The 22,167-nt window shown below is 60.3% G+C and carries 21 protein-coding genes; 9 read left to right on the forward strand and 12 right to left on the reverse strand.

Going from position 1 to position 22,167, the window contains the following annotated elements; translation table 11 throughout:
- The first annotated feature begins 2 nt into the window (after window positions 1-2).
- Together MK208_RS04190 and MK208_RS04195 are read left to right on the forward strand one after the other, a co-directional pair.
- Window positions 3-4,880: a PKD domain-containing protein gene (locus tag MK208_RS04190; RefSeq protein WP_294114212.1), complete on the forward strand. Its 4,878-nt coding sequence runs from the start codon at window positions 3-5 to the stop codon at window positions 4,878-4,880.
- Window positions 4,880-6,610, forward strand: a complete 1,731-nt coding sequence (locus MK208_RS04195; protein ID WP_294114214.1) for an adenylate/guanylate cyclase domain-containing protein — start codon at window positions 4,880-4,882, stop codon at window positions 6,608-6,610. Before MK208_RS04190 ends, MK208_RS04195 begins: the two co-directional genes overlap by 1 nt.
- Before the next feature lie 62 nt (window positions 6,611-6,672).
- Here MK208_RS04195 and MK208_RS04200 read toward each other — a convergent pair whose 3' ends face one another.
- Window positions 6,673-6,996, reverse strand: coding sequence for a DUF6476 family protein (locus MK208_RS04200; RefSeq protein ID WP_294114216.1), 324 nt, complete (start codon window positions 6,994-6,996; stop codon window positions 6,673-6,675).
- Here MK208_RS04200 and MK208_RS04205 point away from each other — a divergent pair.
- The 3 genes from MK208_RS04205 (at window position 6,995) to MK208_RS04215 (ending at window position 10,198) form a co-directional block, all read left to right on the forward strand.
- Complete coding sequence (locus MK208_RS04205; RefSeq protein WP_294114218.1) at window positions 6,995-8,023, forward strand: RluA family pseudouridine synthase; 1,029 nt, start codon at window positions 6,995-6,997, stop codon at window positions 8,021-8,023. The genes MK208_RS04200 and MK208_RS04205 overlap by 2 nt on opposite strands.
- A gap of 204 nt (window positions 8,024-8,227) precedes the next feature.
- Complete coding sequence (gene rpoH / locus MK208_RS04210) at window positions 8,228-9,124, forward strand: RNA polymerase sigma factor RpoH (RefSeq protein ID WP_294114221.1); 897 nt, start codon at window positions 8,228-8,230, stop codon at window positions 9,122-9,124.
- A 105-nt stretch (window positions 9,125-9,229) separates the two neighbouring features.
- Complete coding sequence (locus MK208_RS04215) at window positions 9,230-10,198, forward strand: Gfo/Idh/MocA family oxidoreductase (protein WP_294114230.1); 969 nt, start codon at window positions 9,230-9,232, stop codon at window positions 10,196-10,198.
- Between the two features lie 89 nt (window positions 10,199-10,287).
- On the opposite strand, the gene MK208_RS04220 is transcribed toward MK208_RS04215, so the two are convergent.
- The 3 genes from MK208_RS04220 to prfA form a co-directional block, all read right to left on the reverse strand.
- Window positions 10,288-10,944, reverse strand: a complete 657-nt coding sequence (locus MK208_RS04220; RefSeq protein ID WP_294114232.1) for a DUF4167 domain-containing protein — start codon at window positions 10,942-10,944, stop codon at window positions 10,288-10,290.
- 222 nt (window positions 10,945-11,166) lie between these two features.
- Window positions 11,167-12,000, reverse strand: a complete 834-nt coding sequence (prmC, locus tag MK208_RS04225) for a peptide chain release factor N(5)-glutamine methyltransferase (RefSeq protein ID WP_294114235.1) — start codon at window positions 11,998-12,000, stop codon at window positions 11,167-11,169.
- Window positions 11,997-13,046 carry a peptide chain release factor 1 gene (gene prfA, locus MK208_RS04230; protein WP_294114238.1) on the reverse strand — a complete coding sequence of 350 codons (1,050 nt, stop codon included), beginning with the start codon at window positions 13,044-13,046 and terminating at the stop codon, window positions 11,997-11,999. Before prfA ends, prmC begins: the two co-directional genes overlap by 4 nt.
- 118 nt (window positions 13,047-13,164) lie before the next feature.
- Here prfA and MK208_RS04235 point away from each other — a divergent pair, with 118 nt between their 5' ends.
- Window positions 13,165-13,419, forward strand: coding sequence for a hypothetical protein (locus tag MK208_RS04235; RefSeq protein WP_294114559.1), 255 nt, complete (start codon window positions 13,165-13,167; stop codon window positions 13,417-13,419).
- Here MK208_RS04235 and MK208_RS04240 read toward each other — a convergent pair.
- The 3 genes from MK208_RS04240 to MK208_RS04250 all read right to left on the reverse strand — a co-directional run bounded on the left by MK208_RS04240 (window position 13,351) and on the right by MK208_RS04250 (window position 16,109).
- Window positions 13,351-13,746, reverse strand: coding sequence for a DUF1499 domain-containing protein (locus tag MK208_RS04240; RefSeq protein ID WP_294114241.1), 396 nt, complete (start codon window positions 13,744-13,746; stop codon window positions 13,351-13,353). The two genes, MK208_RS04235 and MK208_RS04240, sit on opposite strands and share 69 nt — an antisense overlap.
- A gap of 133 nt (window positions 13,747-13,879) precedes the next feature.
- Window positions 13,880-14,839 (reverse strand): agmatinase, encoded by a 960-nt coding sequence (gene speB, locus MK208_RS04245; RefSeq protein ID WP_294114243.1) that lies wholly within the window; start codon window positions 14,837-14,839, stop codon window positions 13,880-13,882.
- Window positions 14,840-14,948: 109 nt separating this feature from the next.
- Window positions 14,949-16,109 (reverse strand): M20 aminoacylase family protein, encoded by a 1,161-nt coding sequence (locus tag MK208_RS04250; protein ID WP_294114246.1) that lies wholly within the window; start codon window positions 16,107-16,109, stop codon window positions 14,949-14,951.
- 65 nt (window positions 16,110-16,174) lie between these two features.
- Here MK208_RS04250 and mazG point away from each other — a divergent pair, with 65 nt between their 5' ends.
- Together mazG and MK208_RS04260 are read left to right on the forward strand one after the other, a co-directional pair.
- Window positions 16,175-17,005, forward strand: a complete 831-nt coding sequence (gene mazG, locus MK208_RS04255; protein WP_294114249.1) for a nucleoside triphosphate pyrophosphohydrolase — start codon at window positions 16,175-16,177, stop codon at window positions 17,003-17,005.
- 72 nt (window positions 17,006-17,077) lie between these two features.
- Entirely contained in the window at window positions 17,078-18,091 is a 1,014-nt protein-coding gene (locus MK208_RS04260) for a Fe(3+) ABC transporter substrate-binding protein (RefSeq protein WP_294114251.1), read from the forward strand.
- 54 nt (window positions 18,092-18,145) lie between these two features.
- Here the strand turns inward: MK208_RS04260 and MK208_RS04265 are convergent, their stop codons facing one another.
- The 3 genes from MK208_RS04265 to MK208_RS04275 form a co-directional block, all read right to left on the reverse strand.
- Window positions 18,146-18,556 (reverse strand): hypothetical protein, encoded by a 411-nt coding sequence (locus MK208_RS04265; protein WP_294114253.1) that lies wholly within the window; start codon window positions 18,554-18,556, stop codon window positions 18,146-18,148.
- Window positions 18,557-18,792: 236 nt separating this feature from the next.
- Window positions 18,793-19,980 carry a membrane dipeptidase gene (locus MK208_RS04270; protein ID WP_294114255.1) on the reverse strand — a complete coding sequence of 396 codons (1,188 nt, stop codon included), beginning with the start codon at window positions 19,978-19,980 and terminating at the stop codon, window positions 18,793-18,795.
- A gap of 87 nt (window positions 19,981-20,067) precedes the next feature.
- Window positions 20,068-20,508 carry a hypothetical protein gene (locus MK208_RS04275; protein WP_294114257.1) on the reverse strand — a complete coding sequence of 147 codons (441 nt, stop codon included), beginning with the start codon at window positions 20,506-20,508 and terminating at the stop codon, window positions 20,068-20,070.
- Window positions 20,509-20,665: 157 nt separating this feature from the next.
- Here MK208_RS04275 and MK208_RS04280 point away from each other — a divergent pair, with 157 nt between their 5' ends.
- Window positions 20,666-21,151 (forward strand): NAD(P)H-dependent oxidoreductase, encoded by a 486-nt coding sequence (locus MK208_RS04280; RefSeq protein WP_294114259.1) that lies wholly within the window; start codon window positions 20,666-20,668, stop codon window positions 21,149-21,151.
- 4 nt (window positions 21,152-21,155) lie between these two features.
- On the opposite strand, the gene MK208_RS04285 is transcribed toward MK208_RS04280, so the two are convergent.
- The gene (locus MK208_RS04285; RefSeq protein WP_294114260.1) at window positions 21,156-21,488 is read right to left on the reverse strand and encodes a hypothetical protein; all 333 of its coding nucleotides are present in this window, start codon (window positions 21,486-21,488) and stop codon (window positions 21,156-21,158) included.
- 200 nt (window positions 21,489-21,688) lie between these two features.
- Complete coding sequence (locus MK208_RS04290; protein WP_294114262.1) at window positions 21,689-22,111, reverse strand: helix-turn-helix domain-containing protein; 423 nt, start codon at window positions 22,109-22,111, stop codon at window positions 21,689-21,691.
- Window positions 22,112-22,167: the final 56 nt, after the last annotated feature.

Below are 22,167 nucleotides of genomic sequence, written 5' to 3' on the forward strand. Positions count from 1 at the left end.
GCATGACTTGGCTGAAACTGATGGTGGCAGTTTTGTCGGCTTGGGGGCTTTGGCAGGCACAGGCCAAAGCGCAGGATGTGGCGTCGCCAGCGGAACACGGCCAATTGGTTATGTACGGCTCCGCTGCACCGACGCGGGAGGGTGATATCGATCATCGTGAGGTGATATTCTTTAGCGTTCCGAGTGAATTACGCGACAGAGTTTATGTGCGCGTGTTTGATCCGGAAATGCGGGGGGAGCATGATTTTCGCTATGGCGGCGGGGGCAATTCCCGCACGGTCTATCGGGTCTACGGCGGTGACGGCGCGCGCAGTGGGGTGCCCATGCCGGTGCCGGTTGCGGATGGCGAGACGCCCTCCAAGGTGACCCGTGATGCGGTTTTGGCAGCGCGTGCTGGCGAGGTCTTGCGGGAAGTCGAGTTTGGGTCCGAGGCAGAAACCGATCAGCAGTGGGTCTCGCTGGGAAGTGTGCGCGCGCGGCAAGGTGAGGTGATTGGCGACCGTGCTTGGTTCCGGTTGGAGGTGCTCGGCGCTGACGGTGATGACGGCAACGGGTTCAACGTGGATGTGAGCCTGCTGCGGGATGCGCATCGGCGGCCTGAGGGGCTGGAGATGATTGCCTATCAGCCGACCATTCGCTGGCCCGGGTCTGGACCGGGCACCCGCGTGGAGTTTCTGGCCACCGCTGGGGACCTGACGGTGCAGAACTTTGACGGGGCGCGGGGCGATTTGCGGCTGAACCGGATGTATTCGGACTATGCGCTGCGCGCCTCGGGGCAGAATGTCTGGGCCAGTGAAGTTGTGCGTGCCGAAGAGCTGACGGGAGAGGATATTCTGTCGCTGACCCTTCAGGGTGGGTTTGAAACGCCCAATGATGTGACGCTGAGCCTGTTTGATGCGGACGGACAAGCGGTGCCGATGCTGATGCCATCTCGTTTGGCGCCAGTGCCTGCGCGGCCAGAGGCGCTGCCACGGGCGCGGGAGCTGGCGGATTGTTCTAGCGTGGCGTTTGATGGCAGCTTGGCGGATGGCGATCCGCTGCTGGCCTACCGCTGGGATTACCGCGATGGCGCCAGCTCAGAAGAGCCGGTGATTGTTTACAGTTACGGCGCACCGGGGCGGTATGATGCGCGGTTGCGGGTGCGCTTGCCGGGCACACGGGCGGCGCGCGGGGCGGAGGCCGAGGTGCCGGTGCATGTGCGGGTGGCGCCTCGGGCTGTGGCGGGCAGCGCGATCACGGTAGCGCCGGGCGATGTGGTGCCGTTTTCTGGCGCGGGCTCGTTGCCGTCTGACAGCCCGATCACGCGTTATTTGTGGAGCTTTGGCGACGGAGCGGCAGCCGACACGGTGGAGGCCAGCCACGTTTACACCGAGCCGGGTGACTATCGCGCGGTTTTGCGGGTGAGCGATGACGCGGTGCATCCCTGCAACTTTGGCGTGGCGACCCGTTTGGTGATGGTGAATTTCCCACCGGTGGCTGAGGCGGGCACGGATGTGAACACCATTGTGGGGCGCGCGGTCACGCTGGACGGGGCGGCGAGCTATGACGTGGATGGGGCCATCACCGGCTATGTTTGGGACTTGGGGGATGGCACAGAGCGCGATGGCAGCCGTGTAACGCATGTGTATCAGCAGCCCGGGATCTATCAGGTGGGCCTATCTGTGCGCGATGACAGCGGCGTGGCCAATGCGACAAGCACGGACCGTTTGACCATTCGTGTAAATGCGCCGCCTGTGCCCGCGATCGACGGGCCGGAGGCGCCGGTGGCCGTTGGGGAGGCGGTGATTCTGGATGGTAGCCGCTCCAGCGATGCAGATGGGGTGATCCTGTCGCACCTCTGGGACTTCGGCGATGGGGCCATGGGCGAGGGGCCGGTTGCGGAATACGCTTGGGCGACCCCCGGTGTCTACGAGGTAACCCTCACCGTGATTGATGACAGCGGCACGCAATCGGCCACCCAGCGCACCCGGTTTGAGGTGGTTGTGAACACGCGGCCGGTGGCGGAGGCCGGGCCGGATCAGTTTGTCACCGCGTCAGAGGTGCAGTTTGACGGCAGCGGGTCGCGTGACATTGACGGGCAGATTGCGCGGTACGTTTGGGAGTTTGGCGATGGGCGCACCGCAGAAGGTTTAAGTCCGCTTCATTTCTATGAAATTCCAGGGGTTTACGAGGTGGACTTAACGGTCACGGACGACAGTGGGGCGCCTCAGAGCAGCCATCGGGACACGATGCAAGTTGTGGTCAACAGTCGACCCATTGCCGACGCAGGGCCTGCGCTGACCGTCGCGCCGGACGAGGAGTTTGTGCTCGACGGTGGCGCGTCGGTGGATCCGGATGGCACGGTGGCGCAGTATCTTTGGCTGTTTGAGGATGGCAGCACGCAAGATGGCGTGCGGGTGGCGCAGCGCTTTGAAACGCCGGGGCTGCATCGGGTGCGCTTGAAAGTGACCGATGATTTTGTCGGTGGCGGCGCGGTGGATGAGAGCGAGGTGTTGATCACCGTCAATGCGTCGCCGGTTGCGCAGGCGGGGCCGGATCTGCGCGTGGCGCCAGATGACACGGTGCGGTTTGATGCGCGCTCAAGCTTTGACAAAGACGGGCTGCTGGCTGGCTACCGCTGGGAGTTTGACGATTTGCAGGCCCCGTTGGAGGCCGCAGTGGTGGAGCGCGCTTGGCCGGTGGCGGGCGTGTACAACGCCCGGCTTGTGGTGCGGGATGGCAGCGGCGTGGCCAATTCCACCGCGCAGGACAGCGTGACCATCCATGTGAACCACCGTCCCGAAGCAGAGGCGGGTCCGGCGATTGATACGGATCGGTTGTTGGTCACGTTGGATGCTGGTGGCAGCAGCGATGCGGATGGCGACGCGCTGATGTATCTCTGGGATTTTGGCGACGGGTCGGCGCCGGTGATTGGCAAGACGGTCAGCCATGTATTCCCCAAAGCGGGCAGCTACCCAGTCACATTGCGGGTGGATGATGGCACCGGCCTGAGCAATGCGCGGGATGTGGATGCCACCACGGTGATCATCAACGCCGCGCCGGTGGCGGATGCGGGAGGCAACAAAGATGTGTGTTCTGGCCAGTCGATCATCTTTGATGCCTCGGCCAGCGCGGATGAGGATGGCGACCTGTTAAAGTACCTCTGGGACTTTGGCGATGGCACGTTGTCTGAGGTGATCAATCCAACCAAAACCTACGAAATGCCAGGCACTTACCCGGTCACTCTTCAAGTGGAAGATGAGAGCGGCAGCACGCGTGGGTCGGATCTGGACCGCATCGCGGTGATTGTGCGCGAGGGGCCAATTGCCAATGCGGGGCCGGACATGACGGTCTGTGTCAATCAAGAGGTGCGCATGGATGGCAGTGGCTCCACAGATGCCGATGGGTCTGTCAACGGGTTTGAATGGACCTTTGGTGATGGCAGTCGGGCCAGCGGGGCGACGCCAATCAAGAGCTTTGAGCGGGCGGGCGATTATGCGGTCACGCTCACGATCACTGGCGATGCGGTTGGGGAATGCAGCCCGCTGGACACCGATACAGTCAATGTGAAGGTCTTGCCCGCGCGCAGCCAGCGCATTGACGCGGTGGAGCGTGCGCCGGTGAACAATGCCGTGGCCTTTGCCGCTGTTTTGGGCGACGCGGCCGGTACGGGCGAGCCGGTGCGGTATGACTGGATCTTTTCGGATGGCGGCACAGCCGAAGGCGCGGAAGTGTCTTATGCGTTTGCCGAACCGGGAGCCTATTTGGCGACGCTGACCACAACGCTTGAAGGTGGCACGCAGGACTGCGGGCAATTGGTCACGCACCACAAGATCCTCATCAACGCCGCGCCGACGCCAGAGGTGGACGCACCCGCTCAGGTGGCGGCGGGCGTTTTGACGCGGTTTGACGCCACTGGCGCGGTGGACAACGACGGGGTGATCACCCGCTACCTTTGGGATTTTGGCGACGGTCAAACGGCGGAGGGCGTGTCGGTGGTGCATCGCTATGAAACGCCGGGTGTCTATGCCTTGTCGCTGGAAGTCACCGATGATGCGGGTGTGGCCAATAGCAGCGCCTCTTGGACCCGCGAGATGCAGGTGAATCCAGCGCCGCTGACCGGCGTCGATGTGGCCGGGGCATTATGCGCGGGTGATGACAAAGCCTGGGAACTGTCGGTGGGTCCTGGGGTGGCGGTGGCCTGGGATTTTGGTGACGGGGGCACGGGCAAAGGCGCGGCGGTGACCCATCGCTACGCTACGCCGGGGCTGTATCCGGTCACGGTGTCTACGGATGATGGCAAAGGATTGGAAAACTCCAGCCAGTTGGAGCAGGTCTATGCACGGGTGAACGCGCCGCCAACCGCCGATGCGGGACCGGACAGGGTGGTCTGTCCGGGCGAAGAGGTCTCGTTTCGAGCTGGAGCGTATGATCGGGATGGCAAGATTACCGATCTGCTGTGGCGCTTCTCAGACGGGGTGGAGTTGGCGGGCGCAGAGGTCAGCCGCCGGTTTGATACCGCGGGGCCTGTGACCGCAACCTTGATTGTGACGGATGACAGCGGTGCCAGCTGTGCCGTGGGGCAGGACACGGCGGAGATATTGGTGAATGCCGCGCCGGTGATCAGCGCGGGCCAAGACCGGGAAACCCCGGTGGGGGCGGCGCATGACGTGCTGCGCTTTGATGTGAGTGATGTCAGCGACCCGGATGGCCATGGCGTAGAGGTCAGCTGGCAATTTGGCGACGGGGCAGGCGGCTATGGCGCAGTGACCCGCCATGCCTACGGCGCGCCAGGCACGTATACGGCCACGGTGACTGCGCGCGACAGCACCGGATTGGCCTGTGGTGTGTCTACCGACAGCGTGCAGGTATTGGCCGTGGCCCGGGGTGAGGGCAATTGATGCGGTTTCCGCTGCCGCTCAAGTTCTTTCTATTCGCCGCGTTGATCGCCGTGGTGCCTTTGGCGCTGGTGGGCAACAACCTGGTGCAGATTGCCCGCGAAGAGCTCAAAAGCGCGGTGAATGAAGATCTCACCAGCGTGGCAGGGCAATTGCGCAGCGAGTTTGACAGCCTGTATCAGGGCCGTTGGCTGGCACCGTTGATGGTGATCCGCTCTGGTGTGGACAATCCTGAGCTGGACGTCGCGCTAAAGGTGGCGCTGTTGACGGAGGGCATGGCGCAATTGCCGGATGTGGTGTCCTTGCAGCTGAGCGTGGAAGGCTCCGACATTCCGGTGCTGGTGAGCAATGAAGATTTTGCTGCACAGCTGGCAGAGGTTGGCCTTGACCCGGTGCAGACGCTCTCCATTAGCAATGAGTTGCTGGCGAATATTGAGGGCACCGGACAGTTTGGGCGACCACTGATCAGCCAATTGCCGGACACAGGGGACTGGCTGGCGACTTTGGCTTTGCCGATGGAAAGCATCATTGCCGGGCGCAAGTTCACGTTGGGCGCACGTATCAACCTGAACACCTTGCAGCGCAGTGTGTTGCGCCATCCGTTTACCGCGCGGGGTGAGATCACCATTGTGGATCATGCTGGACGGGCCGTGCTGGTAGAGGCCCCGGAGGTTTTGGCCGACCGGGCGATCGTGGCTTCTGCCATGCCGCTGATTGTGGCAGGCGCGCGGGCAGATGCGTTGGAGGCCTATGCGCGGCCAGATGGCACAGCGATGTTGGGGGCTTATGCCTTTCCGGATTGGTTTCCTTTTGCGGTGATTGCCGAGCTGAGCGAAGAGACGGCCTATGCCGTGGTCACTCAGATGATGCAGCGGATTTTGATTGTCGGCAGTCTGGGCTTTGCCGCGGCCTCGATTGGGGCGCTGATCTTCTCGCGTCGCCTGAAACGTCCGATCTTGAAAATTGGCCGGGTGGCGGATGCTGTGGGCGAGGGCGATTTCTCACAACGGGTGGACGGCGTGCGCTCGCGCGACGAAATTGGCGATCTGGCGGGGCGGATCAACGTGATGGCCGGGCAATTGGGCGAGCGGCTGGAGCTTATGAAATTCGTCAGCCATGAGACGGTGACGGCCATACAGAACCGGGATGGCGACCGGATGCGGCGGGGCGGCGAGCGGCGCGAGGTGACCATGCTGTTCTCAGATATTCGCGGCTACACGGCGTTTTCCGAAACCGTGCCGCCCGAAGAGGTGATTGAGGTGCTCAACCGCTATTTTGAAATCCAGTCAGAGATTGTCGAGCGCCATGGCGGCGATATCGACAAGTTTGTCGGGGATGAGCTGATGGCGATGTTTGTGGGTGAGGACAAAGAGGATCGCGCCGTGCGCTGCGGCGTGGAAATCAAAGAGGCGTTGGCGGCGTCTTTTGGGGCTCAAAGCGCGCGCGAACTGGCCGTGGGCGTGGGCATCGCCTCAGGCGACGTGGTGCTTGGGGCGATGGGGGCGCGCGACCGGATGGACTATACGGTGCTGGGCTCAACCGTGAACTTGGCAGCGCGGCTCTGCGCTAAAGCGGGCCCTTGGCAGGTGCTGGTGGATCGAGACACCAGTGATCTGGTCGATGAAGGCATAACCCTAAAAGAGCTGGCCGCCGTGCGCCTCAAGGGCTACGCCGATCCAATCCCGGTATTTGCCGCGCAGGCTGAGACCAAACAGTTGGAACACCTGCCCTGATCTTCTCATTCCACAAATATCCTGGGGGAGGCGCAGCCTGCTGCGCCGGGGGCAACGCCCCTTTACTCGCTGACCGTCGCCCCAAACGCGCCTGGAGACAATACCACTTCCTGACGCAAAGCGCCGGTGATGCGGTCGTGTATCAAAATGCGGTTGTCCTCGGTCACAATCGCCACCCAGCCGTCGCCCATCGTGACCGCCTGCGCCACCGCGCCGTCTTCCAGCACAAGGTTTTCCGGCAAGATTGGGCCATCTTCACGGAAGCGCATGACAAGCAGGACAACCAAGGCTAAAAGCCCGACAACCATAACCACCGTCATGCCCGTTACCAACAGGCGCAGGAAGCGCAGGTTGGCGGGTTCAATTGGTTCCGGAGAAGAGTCCATGGCTGAGGCCCTTGTAGAATTTGTGATTGCGGACAACCCGCCCAAGCGTCTTGATAAGGCGCTTTCGCGCGATGTGCCAGTGGAAGCCAGTTTGAGCCGCACCCGCTTGGCAAAGCTGATTGCCGAGGGCAGCGTGACGCTGGACGGCGCGGTTGTGACCGACCCCAAGCTCAAAGTGGCGGGCGGCGAGTTGGTAGTGATCACCGTTCCGGTAGCCGAGGAAAGCCACATTGGGCCGGAAGACATCCCGCTTGAGGTGATCTGGGAAGATGATGATCTGATTGTGATCAACAAACCGGCGGGCATGGTGGTGCATCCGGCACCGGGCACGCCCAATGGCACGCTGGTGAATGCGCTGCTGCATCATTGTGGCGACACGCTGTCCGGGGTGGGCGGCATGAAACGGCCCGGGATTGTGCATCGGATCGACAAGGAAACCAGCGGGTTGCTGGTGGTGGCCAAAACCGATGCGGCCCACCAAGGCCTTGCGGCGCAGTTTGAGGCCCACACGGTAGAGCGCTACTACCGCGCGGTCTGTTACGGCGTACCGGATGCCAACGATCCGCGTTTGCGGGGTGTGCGCGGGGTGAACTTTGAGCCTGGAAACATCATGAAAGTGACCACCCATCTGGCGCGGCACAAGACCGATCGGCAACGTCAGGCGGTGTTGTTTGAAGGCGGGCGTCATGCGGTGACACGGGTGCGGATTGTCGAGCCTTTTGGCGATCCAGCGGTGGCCTCATTGGTGGAATGCTGGCTGGAAACCGGGCGCACACACCAAATCCGCGTGCATATGGCCCATGCGGGCCACGGGCTGATCGGCGATCCGGTTTATGGCGGGCGGCGCAAACTGGGCGAAAAGGCGATTGGCGTGAAAGGTGCGGCGGCGGCCAAAGCCTTTGCGCGGCAGGCGTTGCATGCGGCTGTGTTGGGTTTTGAGCACCCGGTGACAGGCGAAGACTTGCGGTTTGAGGCGCCTTTGCCAGAGGATATGGCGCAGTTGATCGCGGACCTTGGCGGACAGTAACGGGCGGAATTCTGTCTGTAACAAACTGCACGTGGCTGTGAGAAATCCTGTCAGCCATGGAAAGCCATCAGCGAAAAACTTACTATGAGAGTCAGAAATTTGCGCGCCGAGGTTGAAACCGTCCGTTAGCGCCCTACATGGATGTTAAAGGTTTAAACATACGCGCATTTAAGCAGCGTAAGACAGACAAGGGAGGCATTCGCCATGAGCAACTACAAAAATCTGCCGGCACCCACACCAGAAGGTGGCCTCAACCGGTATCTTCAGGAAATTCGCAAGTTCCCGCTTCTGGAGCCAGAAGAAGAGTACATGCTGGCCAAACGCTGGGTCGAAGAGCAAGACGCTGATTCCGCGCATAAAATGGTGACGTCGCACCTACGCCTCGCGGCCAAAATTGCCATGGGTTATCGCGGCTATGGCTTGCCACAGGCCGAAGTGATTTCCGAGGCCAACGTCGGTCTGATGCAAGCGGTGAAGAAGTTTGACCCTGAAAAGGGTTTCCGTCTGGCGACCTATGCCATGTGGTGGATCCGTGCGAGCATTCAGGAATATGTGCTGCGCAGCTGGTCCATGGTGAAGCTGGGCACCACCTCGGCGCAGAAGAAGCTGTTCTTCAACCTGCGTAAGGCGAAAGCCCGGATTGGTGCGTTGGAAGATGGCGACCTGCGTCCAGAGAATGTGCAGCGGATTGCCACCGATCTTGGCGTGACCGAGGATGAGGTGATTTCGATGAACCGGCGCCTGTCCGGTGGGGATGCCTCGCTGAACGCACAGGTTGGCACCGAAGGTGAAGGCACCATGGAGTGGCAGGACTGGCTGGAAGATGAAACCGCCAACCAGGCTGCGGACTATGAGGCAAAAGACGAGCTGGACGCCCGCCGCGAGCTTCTAGTGGAGGCCATGCACGTGCTGAACGATCGCGAGAAGGACATTCTGACTCAGCGCCGTTTGGCGGAGAAGGCGGTCACCCTGGAAGACCTGAGCGGTCAGTATGATGTGAGCCGTGAGCGGATCCGTCAGATTGAGGTGCGGGCCTTTGAAAAACTGCAGAAACGGATGCGCGAGTTGGCGGCGTCGCGTGGGATGCTGGCCGCGCATTAAGCGCCTCGCAGATGAAAAACCGAAACCGGCCCCGCAATGGGCCGGTTTTTTGTTGTCCGCTGGAGCGGAGTGGCTAGGGTGGGCGCACCAAATGGGAGCGCTATCATGACCACCTCACCTGTCCGTTGGGGCATCCTCGGAGCCGCCAATTTTGCCAAGACCACCATGGGGCCCGCGATCCATGCGGCCAAGGGGGCACAGCTTGCTGCTGTAGCGTCTTCCAGTGCTGATAAGGTTGCGGGTTTTGCGGCTTTTGCGCCCGGGGTGCGGCATCATCAGAGCTATGAGGACATGCTGGCCGATCCGGAAATTGACGCGGTTTATGTCCCGCTGCCCAATCACCTGCACGTAGAGTGGGGGATCAAAGCGCTGGAGGCGGGCAAGCCGGTGTTGATTGAAAAGCCGGTGGGCATGGATGTGGCCGAAATCGACAAATTGATCAAGGCGCGGGATGCGGCCGGGGTGTTGGCGGCGGAGGCTTATATGATTGTGCACCATCCGCAGTGGCAACGAGCGAAGTCACTGTTGGCCGAGGGCGCGATAGGCAAATTGGTGCATGTGAATGCGGCGTTTTCGTTTTTCAACGATGACACCGGTAACATTCGCAATCAGGCGGCGGCTGGCGGCGGCGGGCTGCGCGACATTGGGGTGTACGTGATGGGCGGCGTGCGGTTTGCCACCGGGCAGGAGCCGGTGCAGCTTGATTACGCGCGGCTGCAGTGGGAGCACGGTGTCGACACCTTTGCCGACATGGGCTTCACCTTTGACGGCTTCACCTATCAGGCCTACACCTCGATCCGTTCAGCGCCGCGCCAAGAGGTGCATTTCCATGGCGAGAAAGGGCTTATGACGCTGACCTGTCCGTTCAACGCGGGCAAGTTTGATCAGGCGGAGTTACACATGTCGATGCCGGATCAGACCAAGCGGATCGAGCGCTTTCCGGTGGTGAACCAATATGTGCAGCAGGTGGAAGCCTTTGGCCGCACCATTCGGGAGGGCGAGACCTATGCTTGGCCGCTGGAGCAGGCGCGAGGCACGCAAGCGATGATGGATCAGGTGCTGGCGCAGGGCTGACGCTGCGCTGTCAGGCACCTAGCAGACAAAAGAAAACCCCTCGCAGGCGTGTGCTTGCGAGGGGTTTGTTGTTTGATAAGCAGGCCGGATTATTCCGCGGCTTTGCTTTCTTCCACAGGCGCAGACTCTGCCGGGGCCTCAGCCTTTTTGGAGGAGCGGCGTGGTTTCTTCTCAGATTTCTCCGCTGGTGCGTCGGCCTTGTCTTCCGCCTTTTTGCGCGGTGCCCGTTTGCGGGGTGCTTTCTTGGGCGCAGGCGTTTCGGCCTCTGGTGTCTCCACCAGATTGCTTTCGGCCACATCCACGATCAGGTCGGGCTGATCCGCTTCGGATGGGTCTACAACGGGCTGCGCGTCGGCTTCGACAGGGGCAGGGGCTTTGTCGCGGTTGCCACCGCCATTGCCTTCGCGTTCCTGACGTTCCATGCGCTCGCGGCGTTCGCGGTCGCGTTCGGCCTGACGTTCGCGGTTCTGGCGGTCCTGCTCTTCGCGGCGCGCTTCTTGTTCGCGCTGCGCTTCGTTCAGCATGCGCTGATAATGTTCGGCATGCTGCTGGAAGTTTTCCGTGGCAACGCGGTCATTGCCCAACTGGCTGTCGCGGGCGAGCTGGTTGTATTTGTCGATCACCTGCTGAGGGGTGCCTCGCACCTTGCCCTCTGGGCCGGAGCTGTCAAACACGCGGTTGACGATGTTGCCGGAGGGACGGTTGCGGTTAGATTTATTCCGCGAACGTGACTTCGAAGATCTCATTGTTTTTGTAATCCAGCCTTGGTCAATGGCAATCGCTCATCCCGTTTCACGCCTCGTGCGCTCTGTCTTCCGGGGGCGACAATTTATGGCTTGATGTCCAATCGGGACCGCCCGCAAATGGGGCATCCACCAAAAGGACACGAACTTGATATTGCGCCTTGGGCGTTCGCACAAGTGCTTTTATCGCGCCAAAGCTTGCAAAAGGGAAAATTTGCGTGGGTTTTAGGCCTTTTGACCGATCACCACGCGGTCGCGCCCGTCCAGATCGGGCTTGATGGCGACGTTTGTCAGGCCCGCTTCGGTGAAGAGGGCGGCCACGTCTGGGCCTTGTTGCCAGCCAACTTCCACCATGAGCCAGCCGCCCGCATTGAGGTGCGCTGGTGCGCCAGCGGCGATTTTGCGATAGGCGGTGAGGCCATCCGCCTCATCGGTGAGCGCCAAGCGTGGCTCATAAGACAGCTCAGGAGCGAGCTTGGGCATTTCGTCGAGTGCAATGTAGGGCGGGTTGGAGACGATCAGGTCGAAGGTGTGGTCCACTTTGCTGAACCAATCGCTTTCCAGCAAAGTCAGACGATCCGCCAGTTCAAACGCCTCGGCGTTTTGCGTCGCCACGGTTAGAGCGGCGGCAGAGAGGTCGGTCGCGACGCCTTTAGCAGTTGGCGCCTCGGCCAGAATGGACAGGATGATCGCGCCGGTTCCGGTGCCCATGTCCAGCACGTTTGCGAAACGCGTCCCAAGGGCCAGCGACACGAGAATTTCGGTTTCTGGGCGGGGATCCAGTGTGTCGGCTGTGACGATGAACTCGTGATTGTAAAACGCGCGTTTGCCAAGCATGTGGGACACAGGCTCGCGGGCTTGGCGGCGAGTCAGCAGCACTTCCAGTGCAGCGGCTTGTTCCGCTGTGGCCGCTTCGCGCAGTTCCAACGTGAGACGGTCGGGGCGTATGCCGGTGGCGTGACTGACCAGAAGGCGGGCTTCTTTGACCGGATCGTTGACCGGGATGGCTTGCAAGACCTCAACAGCGCGTTTCACCAGCGCGGCGATGGTGCCGGTCACCCGTTCATCTCCGCCAGTGCGGTGGCCTGTGCATCGGCCGTGAGTGCGTCGATGGTCTCATCAAGGTCGCCTGCCATCACCTGATCCAGCTTATAAAGCGTGAGGTTGATGCGGTGGTCGGTCATGCGGCCTTGGGGGAAGTTGTAGGTGCGGATGCGCTCGGACCGGTCGCCGGAGCCCACTTGACCGGCGCGTTCGGCGGCGCGCTCATCGGCCAGACGTTGGCGCTCCAGATCAAACAGACGGGTTTTCAGAACCTGCATCGCGATCTCACGGTTGCGGTGCTGCGATTTCTCGGAACTGGTTACAATGATACCAGTAGGAAGGTGGGTGATGCGCACGGCGGAATCGGTGGTGTTCACGTGCTGACCGCCAGAACCGGACGCGCGCATGGTGTCGATGCGGATGTCGTTGGCGTCGATCTGGATGTCCACGTCTTCGGCTTCGGGCAGCACGGCCACGGTGGCAGCAGAAGTGTGAATGCGCCCTCCGCTTTCGGTGGTGGGCACGCGCTGTACACGGTGCACACCGGATTCGTATTTCATGCGGGCAAAGACGTTTTCGCCTTTGATATGCGCCACCACCTCTTTGATGCCGCCCAGTTCGGTGGCGTTCTCTTCGAGGATTTCAAGCTTCCAGCCGCGGGTTTCGGCATAGCGCTGGTACATGCGCAGGAGGTCTCCGGCGAACAAGGCCGCCTCGTCGCCGCCAGTGCCCGGGCGGATTTCCAGAATGGCGGGGCGGGCGTCAGCCGCATCTTTGGGCAGGAGTGCGAGTTGTAGAGCGTGCTCGGATTCGGGCAGGGCGGCGCGCAATTCTGGCAGCTCTTCTTCGGCCAGGTCTTTCATGTCCGGATCAGAGAGCATCTCTTCGGCTTCTTCGATATCGCTGAGAAGCTTTTGGTAGGCCTGCACCTGTTCCACCACCGGCTTGAGATCGGAATACTCTTTGGCAAGCGCGGCAATATCGCCGCTGCCCTCGGCCATCTGGGCCTCAAGGAACTCAAAACGTTGGGTGATCTGATGCAGTCGTTCTATTGGTATCATGCCGCTAAGTGGGACAATACGCGGGTTTGGTCAAGGGCAGGGTTTGCGCTATACTGGGCGTATGAAACAGCTGACCCTGATATTTGCCCTTTTGGCGAGCACGGCCACGGCGGATGGCATGATCAACGGCGTGCCGGTGGATTGTTATTGTACCGACAAACAAGGCCAGCGCATCGAGATTGGTGAGACCATCTGTTTGCAGGTGGATGGGCGCATGTTCATGGCGCAGTGCCAGATGTCGCTGAATGTACCGATGTGGCGGGAGATTTCGCCCGGATGCCTGAGCTCCAGTCTGAAAGCGCCGTTACAGAGCGTCGATCCAAGCCTCGACGCGGTTGGCGTTCACGCCAAAATCCTTGCGTCCAAATCGTGAGCGGCCATAGACCTTGAGCATGTCACCGTCCTGATAGGCGGTGGTGTAGTCGGGGTAGGCCAGGAGTTTGGAGCGGGTCACATAGGTGACCATGCCCTCGTCAACAGAGCCGGCAAGCACGGTGGTGCGCGGCGTACCGACCGCCACTTGATGAAACCGGGCCAAACCGTCGCGGCCAGACATTACCAGACGTCGAACGGAGTTCTCATTGTCGCTGTTATGGGCGACCTGCGGTTCCTTGTGCCACTTGGCAAGATCGCTTGGGGCCACGCGCACGTAGACGGCAAAGCCAATGGCCAGCACAACGATCAACCATAGAAATGTCATTTTCCGCACCCCACTCTCACAGGCTTAAGCGCTGCGCCCCCGTTTTAGAGATCATACGCTTTGACGCGCCAGGTAGATCACCCGACGCCTGCAACCTAAGGGGCGCTTGTGCTGGTTTCCAGAGGGGTGCGAATTAACGCCGCGTCCATCCCCAGAGGCATATCAATTCTAGGGCAATATGCGCCCCGGCCACGGCGGTCGCGCCGGTGGTGTCAAATGGGGGGGAGACCTCGACCACGTCACCACCGACCAGATTGATACCGGCAATGTCGCGCAAGATGATGCTGGCCTGACCACTAGTGAGGCCTCCCCAAACCGGCGTGCCGGTGCCAGGGGCAAAGGCCGGGTCCAACCCGTCGATGTCAAAGGTCAGATAGGTGGGGTGGTCGCTCAGGATGTTGCGGATTTTCTGTGCCACGGCCACCGGACCTGTCTCATGCACTTCCCGCGCGTCGATGATGTTGAAGCCAAGCGTGTCTGGGTTTTCGGTGCGGATGCCAACTTGCACTGAGCGCTTGGGGTCGATCAGACCGTCTTTGACGGCCTTATAGAACATGGTGCCGTGGTCGATGCGGTTGGGTTCGTCATCGGCCCAAGTGTCGGTGTGGGCGTCAAATTGCAACAGGCTCAGCGGACCAAACTTCTCGGCATAGGCTTTGAGGATCGGGTAGGTGATGTAGTGATCGCCGCCCAAAGCAATGCTGGCTGCGCCGCCTGCAAGAATGCCGCGAATGTGGTTGGTCAGCGCCTCGGGGAAGTCGGCCACGCGGGCGTAATCAAAAGCCACATCGCCATAGTCCACGATGTTCAGTTCGCTCATCGGGTCGTAGCCCCAGCCATAGGGCGGGTCAAACGCCTGAATGGCGCTGGCCTCGCGGATGGCGCGGGGGCCAAGGCGGGTGCCGGGGCGATTGGTCACGGCTTGGTCAAAGGGGATGCCGGTCACGGCGATGTCGACGCCGGTGAGGTCTTTGGAATAGCGGCGGCGCAGGAAAGACGTGGCCCCGCCAAAAGTGTTTTCAAAGCTCAAGCCGCGCGGGTCGTCGCGGGTGAAGGCCATATCAACTTGGGTTTTGGCATCTTCCAGTGCCATGGGCGTGTTCCTTCCTGCAGAATTTGATCAAATTTCGCAAATTCCCCGGAAAGGTCAAGCCTGAAGAGGTGGCGCGGGCGATCTTGTGACAAGACCGCCCGCAAATTGCTTACAGCGGCTGCGCGGTTTCCACCAAGCGGGCAAAGAACGACGCGCCGATCGGGGAGATGTCGTCGTTAAAGTCAAACGCCGGGTGATGCAGGCCCGCGCCTTCGCCCGCGCCCAGGAAGAGGTAAGCGCCGGGGCGGGACTCGAGCATGTAGGAAAAGTCTTCTGCGCCCATTTCCATGCCCTGATCCGCGTTTACCGCCACGTCGCCAGCGATGTCGCGCGCCACGTCAGCGGCAAAAGCAGTTTGCGCCTCGTGGTTCACGGTGGCGGGGTAGCCCACGTCGATGTTCAGTTCTGCCTCAAGGCCATAAGCCGCAGCGGTGCCTTTGGTTATTTCGTCCAGACGGCGGTGGATCATGGCCTGCACCTCTTTGTCAAAGGTGCGGATGGTGCCGTTGATAAAGCCGCCATCAGGGATCACGTTGTCGGCGGAGCCGGCGTGAATCTGGGTGACGGAGACCACACATTCGTTGCGAGTGTCGTGGTTGCGGCTGACGATGGTTTGGATGGCGTTGACCATGGCCACCGCAGCGACAACCGGGTCGATGGTGTCTTGCGGGTAGGCGCCGTGGCCGCCTTTGCCTTGCAGCTTGATGGTAAAGCTGTCCACGGCCGCCATGATGGGGCCGGGCGTGGTGTGAAACTCGCCAATTGGAAGGCCAGGCACGTTGTGAATCGCGTAGATGTCTTTCACGTCAAAGCGCTCCATCGCGCCTTCTTCAACCATCACACCCGCGCCGCCGCCGTCTTCTTCGGCAGGCTGGAAGAACAGCGCCACACGGCCGGAGAACTTGCGGGTTTCCGCGAGGTATTTGGCGGCACCAAGCAGCATGGTGGTGTGCCCGTCATGCCCACAGGCGTGCATTTTGCCGTCCACAGTGCTGGCGTGGTCCAGGCCGGTGATTTCATCCATCGGCAGGGCGTCCATGTCGGCGCGCAGGCCCATGGTGGGGCCGTCGCCCTGACCGTTGATGATCGCAACCACGCCGGAGGTCGCAATGCTTTCGTGGATTTCGTCAACGCCAAACTCCTTCAGACGCTCCACCACAAAGGCTGCGGTCTCGTGGCAATCAAACGCCAGCTCGGGGTGGGCATGCAGGTGGCGACGCCAGCCCTTCATTTCGTCGGAAAAATCGGCAATACGGTTTACAACAGGCATGGGTGGACACCTTCTCTGAATGGTCGTTCAGTTAACATCAAAAGCAAATTCCGGAGCGCGACGCAATGGCCGAAGATCCTCTTATCCTCAATCCCAATGGCGGATTGCCGCGTCTTCTGGAGATCATGCGGCGCTTGCGCGATCCGGAGACCGGCTGCCCTTGGGATATTGAGCAGGATTTCGCGACCATCGCACCATACACCATCGAGGAAGCTTATGAAGTTGCGGATGCGATTGAGCGCGAGGCCTGGGACGAGTTGAAGGGAGAGCTGGGCGATCTGCTGTTTCAATCGGTGTTTCATGCGCAGATGGCGACGGAACGAGGCCTGTTCACCTTCGATGAGGTGGCGGACGCAATGTCGGACAAGATGGTGGCGCGCCATCCGCATGTGTTTGGCAACGAAAACCGAGATAAGTCTCCTGAACAACAAACCCGCGACTGGGAAACCGTGAAGGCGGCAGAACGGGCAGGGAAGGCGCAAAAAGGCACGCTGGATGGGGTGGCGCTTGGGCTGCCAGCGTTGCTGCGCGCGGTGAAGCTGCAGAACCGCGCGGCGCGGGTTGGGTTTGACTGGCCGGACATCTCTCAAGTGGTTGACAAAATTGTTGAGGAAGCCGGAGAGCTGGCCGAGGCACGGGACACGCTGTCGCAGGCGGAGATCGAAGAAGAGTTTGGCGACATGCTGTTTGTTATCGCCAATCTGGCGCGGCATTTGAAGATCGACCCCGAGGCGGCACTGCGGGCCACAAACGCCAAGTTTGTCAGGCGGTTTGAGGGGGTTGAGGCCAAGCTGAAAGCCCGCGGGAAGACCCCGCAGGAGAGCGACCTTGCAGAGATGGATGCGCTTTGGGATGAGGTCAAAGCGGAAGAGAAGGCCGCTCGCGCAGGATCGTGATCTTGGTCGCATTGACCTGACTAAAAAACTCGGGCAAGGCTGGGTCATCGTAACTTCCACGTGGGTGATGACATGACAAAAGTGTTTACAACGTCGATCTTTCTGGCGGCCGCAGCGGCCACCGCAGCGCCGGTTCTGGCAGATGAGGTCAACGTTTATTCCTACCGCCAGCCAGAGTTGATCAAGCCTTTGACCGATGCCTTTACTGAAGAGACCGGTATCAAGGTGAATGTGGCCTACCTGAAAAAGGGTATGGTTGAACGTCTGTTGGCTGAAGGGGAACGCTCTCCTGCGGACCTCGTGCTGACCGTAGATATTTCCCGTCTGAACGCGGTGGTGGAGGCGGGTGTCACCCAGCCGGTCACAAGCGACGTGATCACCGCGAATGTGCCAGAAGCCTATCGTGACCCAGAAGGCCACTGGTTTGGTCTGACCACCCGGGCGCGCATCATCTACGCCTCTAAGGATCGCGTAGCCGAAGGTGAAGTAACCACCTACGAAAATCTGGCGGACCCGAAGTGGAAAGGGCGCATTTGCACCCGCTCCGGCACCCATGCCTACAACGTTGCTCTGACTTCCGCGATTCTGGAGCACCACGGCGCAGAAGAGACCAAAGCCTGGCTGGAAGGCGTGAAGTCCAACCTGGCGCGCAAGCCACAGGGCAACGACCGCGCGCAGGTGAAGGCGATCTGGGCGGGGGAATGTGACCTGGCCGTGGGCAACACCTACTACATGGGCAAGATGCTCAAAGACAAAGAGCAGCAGGCCTGGGCGGACAGCGTGAACATCGTGTTCCCGACATTTGAGGACGCAGGTACCCACGTAAACATCTCCGGCATCGCGCTCACCAAGGCGGCGCCAAACAAAGAGAACGCCATCAAGATGATGGAATTCCTGACCGGTTCTAAGGCGCAGGAAGTCTATGCGACTGCTAACTTTGAGTACCCGATTGCACCGGGGACCGAAGCGGACGCCTTGGTTCAAAGCTGGGGTGAGTTTACGCCGGATGATGTGAACCTGATGACACTTGCGGGCCACCGTGGCGAGGCGCTCAAGCTGATCGAGCAGGTTGATTTCGACGGCTAAGCTGGCTGTTGAGCGAGACGAAGAGGGCGGTCTTTGGACCGCCTTTTTTTGGTGTTAGAGTTTTCGCCACGCCGCTGTTGCTGACGAAATGTGAGTTAAGAGGACAAGTAGAACCGCCAATAGGGTGCCCAGACCTGCAGCCGCCGTAACTTTCTCAATCCAGTAGAGTAGGGGAGTAGTAACCGCCCAAATGTGTCCACCACCTTGCTGTGCAACATAGAGAAAAAAGAGGCCGCCCTCCCGCTTTGCATCAATCGCGCCCGTGAAAAAAAATAAAGCGATCCGAAGTAGCCATCCCACGGCAAGTGTTGGTAGCAAAACGAGCACACCGGCCCACCACGATGCAGAGTATTGTCGAAACTCGTAGTCTGCGAGCAACCGACAAAACTCTAACAATTTGAGGGTCAGTCTATGACGCGAGATCGCTTGTATCTTTCGCTTCATCCAAACAATGGGATGAATCATGTGCAGTAACAACTCTTTTCGCGTGATCGTGTTTGGCGGCAAATGCGGTTGCTCCAAGTCTTTAGTTCTTAAAGTGTTGTCCTTTACATAATATCGCAATCGACAAACTCAATGATCTTAAGTTGTTGGCTGTAGCGTCCTTTTTCGGGCGCCACGTGATGTTGGTGACGCATTCGTCTGAATTGTTGAAGCCGCGTCATGCAGGACACCGCGCCGGCTGGGATCGTCGTTCAAGATCATTTCAATCTTGCCCGCAGCACCCGCAGCATGTTCTCGCCCATAACCTTGCGGATTTGTGTTTCGCTCAATCCCGCGTCCATCAGCGCTTGGGTCAGCGCCGCCAACTCGGAGGTGTCAAATGCCGTACCAACAGAACCGTCAAAATCCGAACCCAAGGACACGTGGTTTTCCCCCAATAGGTCCACGGCCGCCTTTACGGTTTTGGCCACGCCCGCCGGGCTGTCGTCACAGGTCACGTCGGCCCAATAGCCGATGCCCACCACGCCGCCGCCCTGATCCATGCCGTTTTGCACAATGGCCTGCATCAGCGCGTCTTCGTAGTTTCGCTTCACCGGGCAATTGCCGTAGATGCCGGTGTGGCTGACGATCATCGGCATGTCGGTCATCTCGATGACCTCGCGCGCCACCTGTGGGCTGGAGTGGGCCACGTCGATCACCAGATTGCGCTCTTCCACGGCTTTCACCACCGCGCGGCCAAACTCGGTTAGGCCTTTGTTGCCAATGCCATGCAGCGAGCCGCCGAGTTCATTGTCAAAGAAGTGCTGCAGGCCAATCACGCGGTAGCCGACGTCTTGCAGCTTTTGCAGGTTGTCGAGGTTGCCTTCCAGAGGGTGGGCGCCTTCGATGCCCAACATGCCGGCGACCACGGTTTTGCCAGCGGCGCGGTCGGCCAGTACCGCGTCCAGCTCGGCTTTGGTGCGCACGATGCGCAGTTCACCGTCAGAGCGCTCCTCTGCGTCATGCAAACGTTCCGCCTGATAGACAGCACGCTCAAAGATGCTGTCCCAGGTGCGGGGCGGCCACATCTGGCCCACGGCCAGAAGCGTGATGTTGTCGCGCGCATCGGCGGAGTTGCTGTCGTAGTTTTGGCCTGCAGGAGATTTGGTCACGGCGGTAAACACCTGCACCGCCACGTTGCCTTCGATCAGGCGGGGCAGGTCGACGTGGCCGCGATTGGCGAGTTCCAGCGGGTCGCGTTTCCACAACAGCGTGTCGGCGTGCCAGTCGCCCACGGTGAGGCTGGCGTGCAGGTTTTTGGCGGCGTCGCTGACCGCGTAGGGTTCGTGGTCTTTGACCGTGTTGCGCGATTTCTCCACATGGCCCGGTGCGACGATCAGAAAGGCGGCCACGGCCACCGCAACAACAAACAACAGGCGTCCCAGCCATTTCCCCAAGGTGCGCATGTGCTCTCCCCCAATGCGTGTGTTTCACCGCAGCCTAGGAGCCACGGCGTGTTTGTCAAAGGTTGACGTTGGGGGACTTGCGTTTGGCTACATACGGACGCAGTTGATCGGCGCTGTGTCGGCGGACAGGATCATGTAGTTGTCTGACGTGAACGTCACTTTGGCGCTGGCATCGCTGCCTTCCAGAAGGGCTTGGCGCAGGCTCTCGGCCTGTTCGCTGCGCAGGGCGTCTTGGCCGTCGATGGTGAGCTTGCTGACGTAGGTAGAAACGGGCGTATCGCTGAGCGTGCTATTGACCAGTTGATAGTCAGACCGATAGCGCGCCTGGGCGCTGACCTCTTGGTCCAATCCGAGGAAGTCGATGTTCACCAAGGCATCCAGACGACCACTGTCTGTGAAAGTCACGTTGGATACGGCGTTATTGTCTACAGTGGATCGCACGCAGGTCCAGGTGCCAACAATCGATTGTGCCGAGGCCAGAGGCGCGGTGCAGAGGGCAAGGGCTGCGGCGGCAAACAGGGCTTTCATGTCGGGTCTCCCTTGGGACAACAGGCGCACAAAACACGCAGAGACTGGTTCTGTAAAGCGTAGTGCAGGAGGTCGCGTGCTTCAATCGTTGAGTGTGATTGTTTCGGGGGGCGACGGGCGGCTATGGTGGCGGTGATGCAACGGCCAAGGGGCAGACATGGCGCAGGTTTTGATTGTCTATCACTCCCGCACAGGGGGCAGCCAGCAAATGGCGGAAGCGGCCTTTGCGGCGGCGCAGACCGAGGGGGAGGCGCGGCTGTTGCGGGCGGAAGAGGCGAGGCCTGAGGATGTGCTGGCGGCGGACGGCTTTCTGTTTTGCGCGCCGGAAAACCTCGCCGCGCTGTCGGGCGCGATGAAGGAGTTCTTTGATCGCTGTTACTATCCGGTTCTTGGGCAGGTCGAGGGACGGCCTTACGCGCAAATGATCTGTGCGGGATCAGATGGAGATGGCGCGGCCCGGCAATTGGCGCGGATTGCGACGGGGTGGCGGCTCAAAGAAGTGCAGCCGCCGCTGATTGTCTGTACCCACGCGCAGACGGAAGAGGCGATTTTGGCGGTGAAGGTGATTGGGGCGGCGGACTTAGAGCGCTGTGCAGAGTTGGGCGCGGCGCTGGGAGCCGGGCTGGCCATGGGAGTGTTTTGAGCGGTCAGTCGGAGGTGCGCTGACACGCAATAGTGTCGCCGTAGGAGGCCAGCGACATTGAGTTTTGGGTCAGGCTGACAACCTTTGTTGGGGTGTCGTCTTCGGCAAGCAGAAACTCTTGCAGTTCCTTGGTGTCCGAGTGGTTTTTGATGTCAAAACCGTCAGCGGTCAGGGAGACCAGCTCTTTTGTCAGGGTTTTGTCTTTTAGGACACCTGAGGGCAAAAGCTCATAGGTGCTGCGCGCTCTGACCACACCGCGGATTTCAATCTGGCTTTCCTCGAAGGCAAGTTCCAAGCGGGTGTCCAGATGGCCGTCTGAGCCGAAAGTCAAAGTCACGTCCAGCTCGCCTTCGTGGTTTTTGTCAAAGCAATGCCACGCGCCCTGAATGCGAGGCTCCGCAGCCTGCAACGACGCTGCAAAAACTGTGGTTATTGCAAAAATTAAAATAGCGCCGCGCATCGTGAAATCCTTACTGGGAGATCCATGGAGAAGTCGTAAATTGGTGTTTTGACTTTCGATAGTTCACCTATCGCAAGTCATTTTTGAAGGGCGTCATACTCGCTTTGCGCCTGTTTGATGTCCGCATCATACTCTACCGCCCAATTTGCCAAACCGGTGATATGGCTCAATAGCGAGTGCCCCAGTGGGGTCAGGCTGTATTCCACAGACGGCGGGCGGGTATCGAACACTTTGCGGTGTACAAGGCCGTCACGTTCTAAGCCGCGCAAAGTGACGGTCAGCATCCGCTGAGAAATGCCCGCTACTGCGCGCAGCAAGGCGCGGAACCGTTCCGGGCCACGCCCAAGACGCAGCACCACCAACACGCTCCATTTGTCGCCAACGCGGTCTAAAACATCCCGTACCGGACAAGCACCGCTGAACTCATTGGCCACCCATGCGTCGACGCCGTCATTCATCGCCTGAATGTCGGAGGTGGTTACTTCTGTGTGCCTATCCAACGAATTAGTGCCTCCTTTTGCCGCCAAACCAAGTCTCCTAAGTGTGGTTCTCAACA

The sequence above is a fragment of the Shimia sp. genome (genome assembly GCF_022448905.1).
Taxonomy (GTDB): domain Bacteria; phylum Pseudomonadota; class Alphaproteobacteria; order Rhodobacterales; family Rhodobacteraceae; genus Shimia.

Bases quoted from the DNA above. Each gene is read 5' to 3' on its own strand.
- MK208_RS04240 (WP_294114241.1), bottom strand. From the start codon at position 13,746: ATGACATTTCTATGGTTGATCGTTGTGCTGGCCATTGGCTTTGCCGTC.
- MK208_RS04250 (WP_294114246.1), bottom strand. From the start codon at position 16,109: ATGCCTGTTGTAAACCGTATTGCCGATTTTTCCGACGAAATGAAGGGC.
- rpoH (WP_294114221.1), top strand. From the start codon at position 8,228: ATGAGCAACTACAAAAATCTGCCGGCACCCACACCAGAAGGTGGCCTC.
- MK208_RS04215 (WP_294114230.1), top strand. From the start codon at position 9,230: ATGACCACCTCACCTGTCCGTTGGGGCATCCTCGGAGCCGCCAATTTT.
- MK208_RS04270 (WP_294114255.1), bottom strand. From the start codon at position 19,980: ATGCGCACCTTGGGGAAATGGCTGGGACGCCTGTTGTTTGTTGTTGCG.
- MK208_RS04205 (WP_294114218.1), top strand. From the start codon at position 6,995: ATGGCTGAGGCCCTTGTAGAATTTGTGATTGCGGACAACCCGCCCAAG.
- MK208_RS04275 (WP_294114257.1), bottom strand. From the start codon at position 20,508: ATGAAAGCCCTGTTTGCCGCCGCAGCCCTTGCCCTCTGCACCGCGCCT.
- MK208_RS04265 (WP_294114253.1), bottom strand. From the start codon at position 18,556: ATGATTCATCCCATTGTTTGGATGAAGCGAAAGATACAAGCGATCTCG.
- MK208_RS04235 (WP_294114559.1), top strand. From the start codon at position 13,165: ATGATCAACGGCGTGCCGGTGGATTGTTATTGTACCGACAAACAAGGC.
- MK208_RS04220 (WP_294114232.1), bottom strand. From the start codon at position 10,944: ATGAGATCTTCGAAGTCACGTTCGCGGAATAAATCTAACCGCAACCGT.
- prfA (WP_294114238.1), bottom strand. From the start codon at position 13,046: ATGATACCAATAGAACGACTGCATCAGATCACCCAACGTTTTGAGTTC.
- MK208_RS04280 (WP_294114259.1), top strand. From the start codon at position 20,666: ATGGCGCAGGTTTTGATTGTCTATCACTCCCGCACAGGGGGCAGCCAG.
- MK208_RS04190 (WP_294114212.1), top strand. From the start codon at position 3: ATGACTTGGCTGAAACTGATGGTGGCAGTTTTGTCGGCTTGGGGGCTT.
- mazG (WP_294114249.1), top strand. From the start codon at position 16,175: ATGGCCGAAGATCCTCTTATCCTCAATCCCAATGGCGGATTGCCGCGT.
- speB (WP_294114243.1), bottom strand. From the start codon at position 14,839: ATGGCACTGGAAGATGCCAAAACCCAAGTTGATATGGCCTTCACCCGC.
- MK208_RS04200 (WP_294114216.1), bottom strand. From the start codon at position 6,996: ATGGACTCTTCTCCGGAACCAATTGAACCCGCCAACCTGCGCTTCCTG.
- MK208_RS04195 (WP_294114214.1), top strand. From the start codon at position 4,880: ATGCGGTTTCCGCTGCCGCTCAAGTTCTTTCTATTCGCCGCGTTGATC.
- MK208_RS04260 (WP_294114251.1), top strand. From the start codon at position 17,078: ATGACAAAAGTGTTTACAACGTCGATCTTTCTGGCGGCCGCAGCGGCC.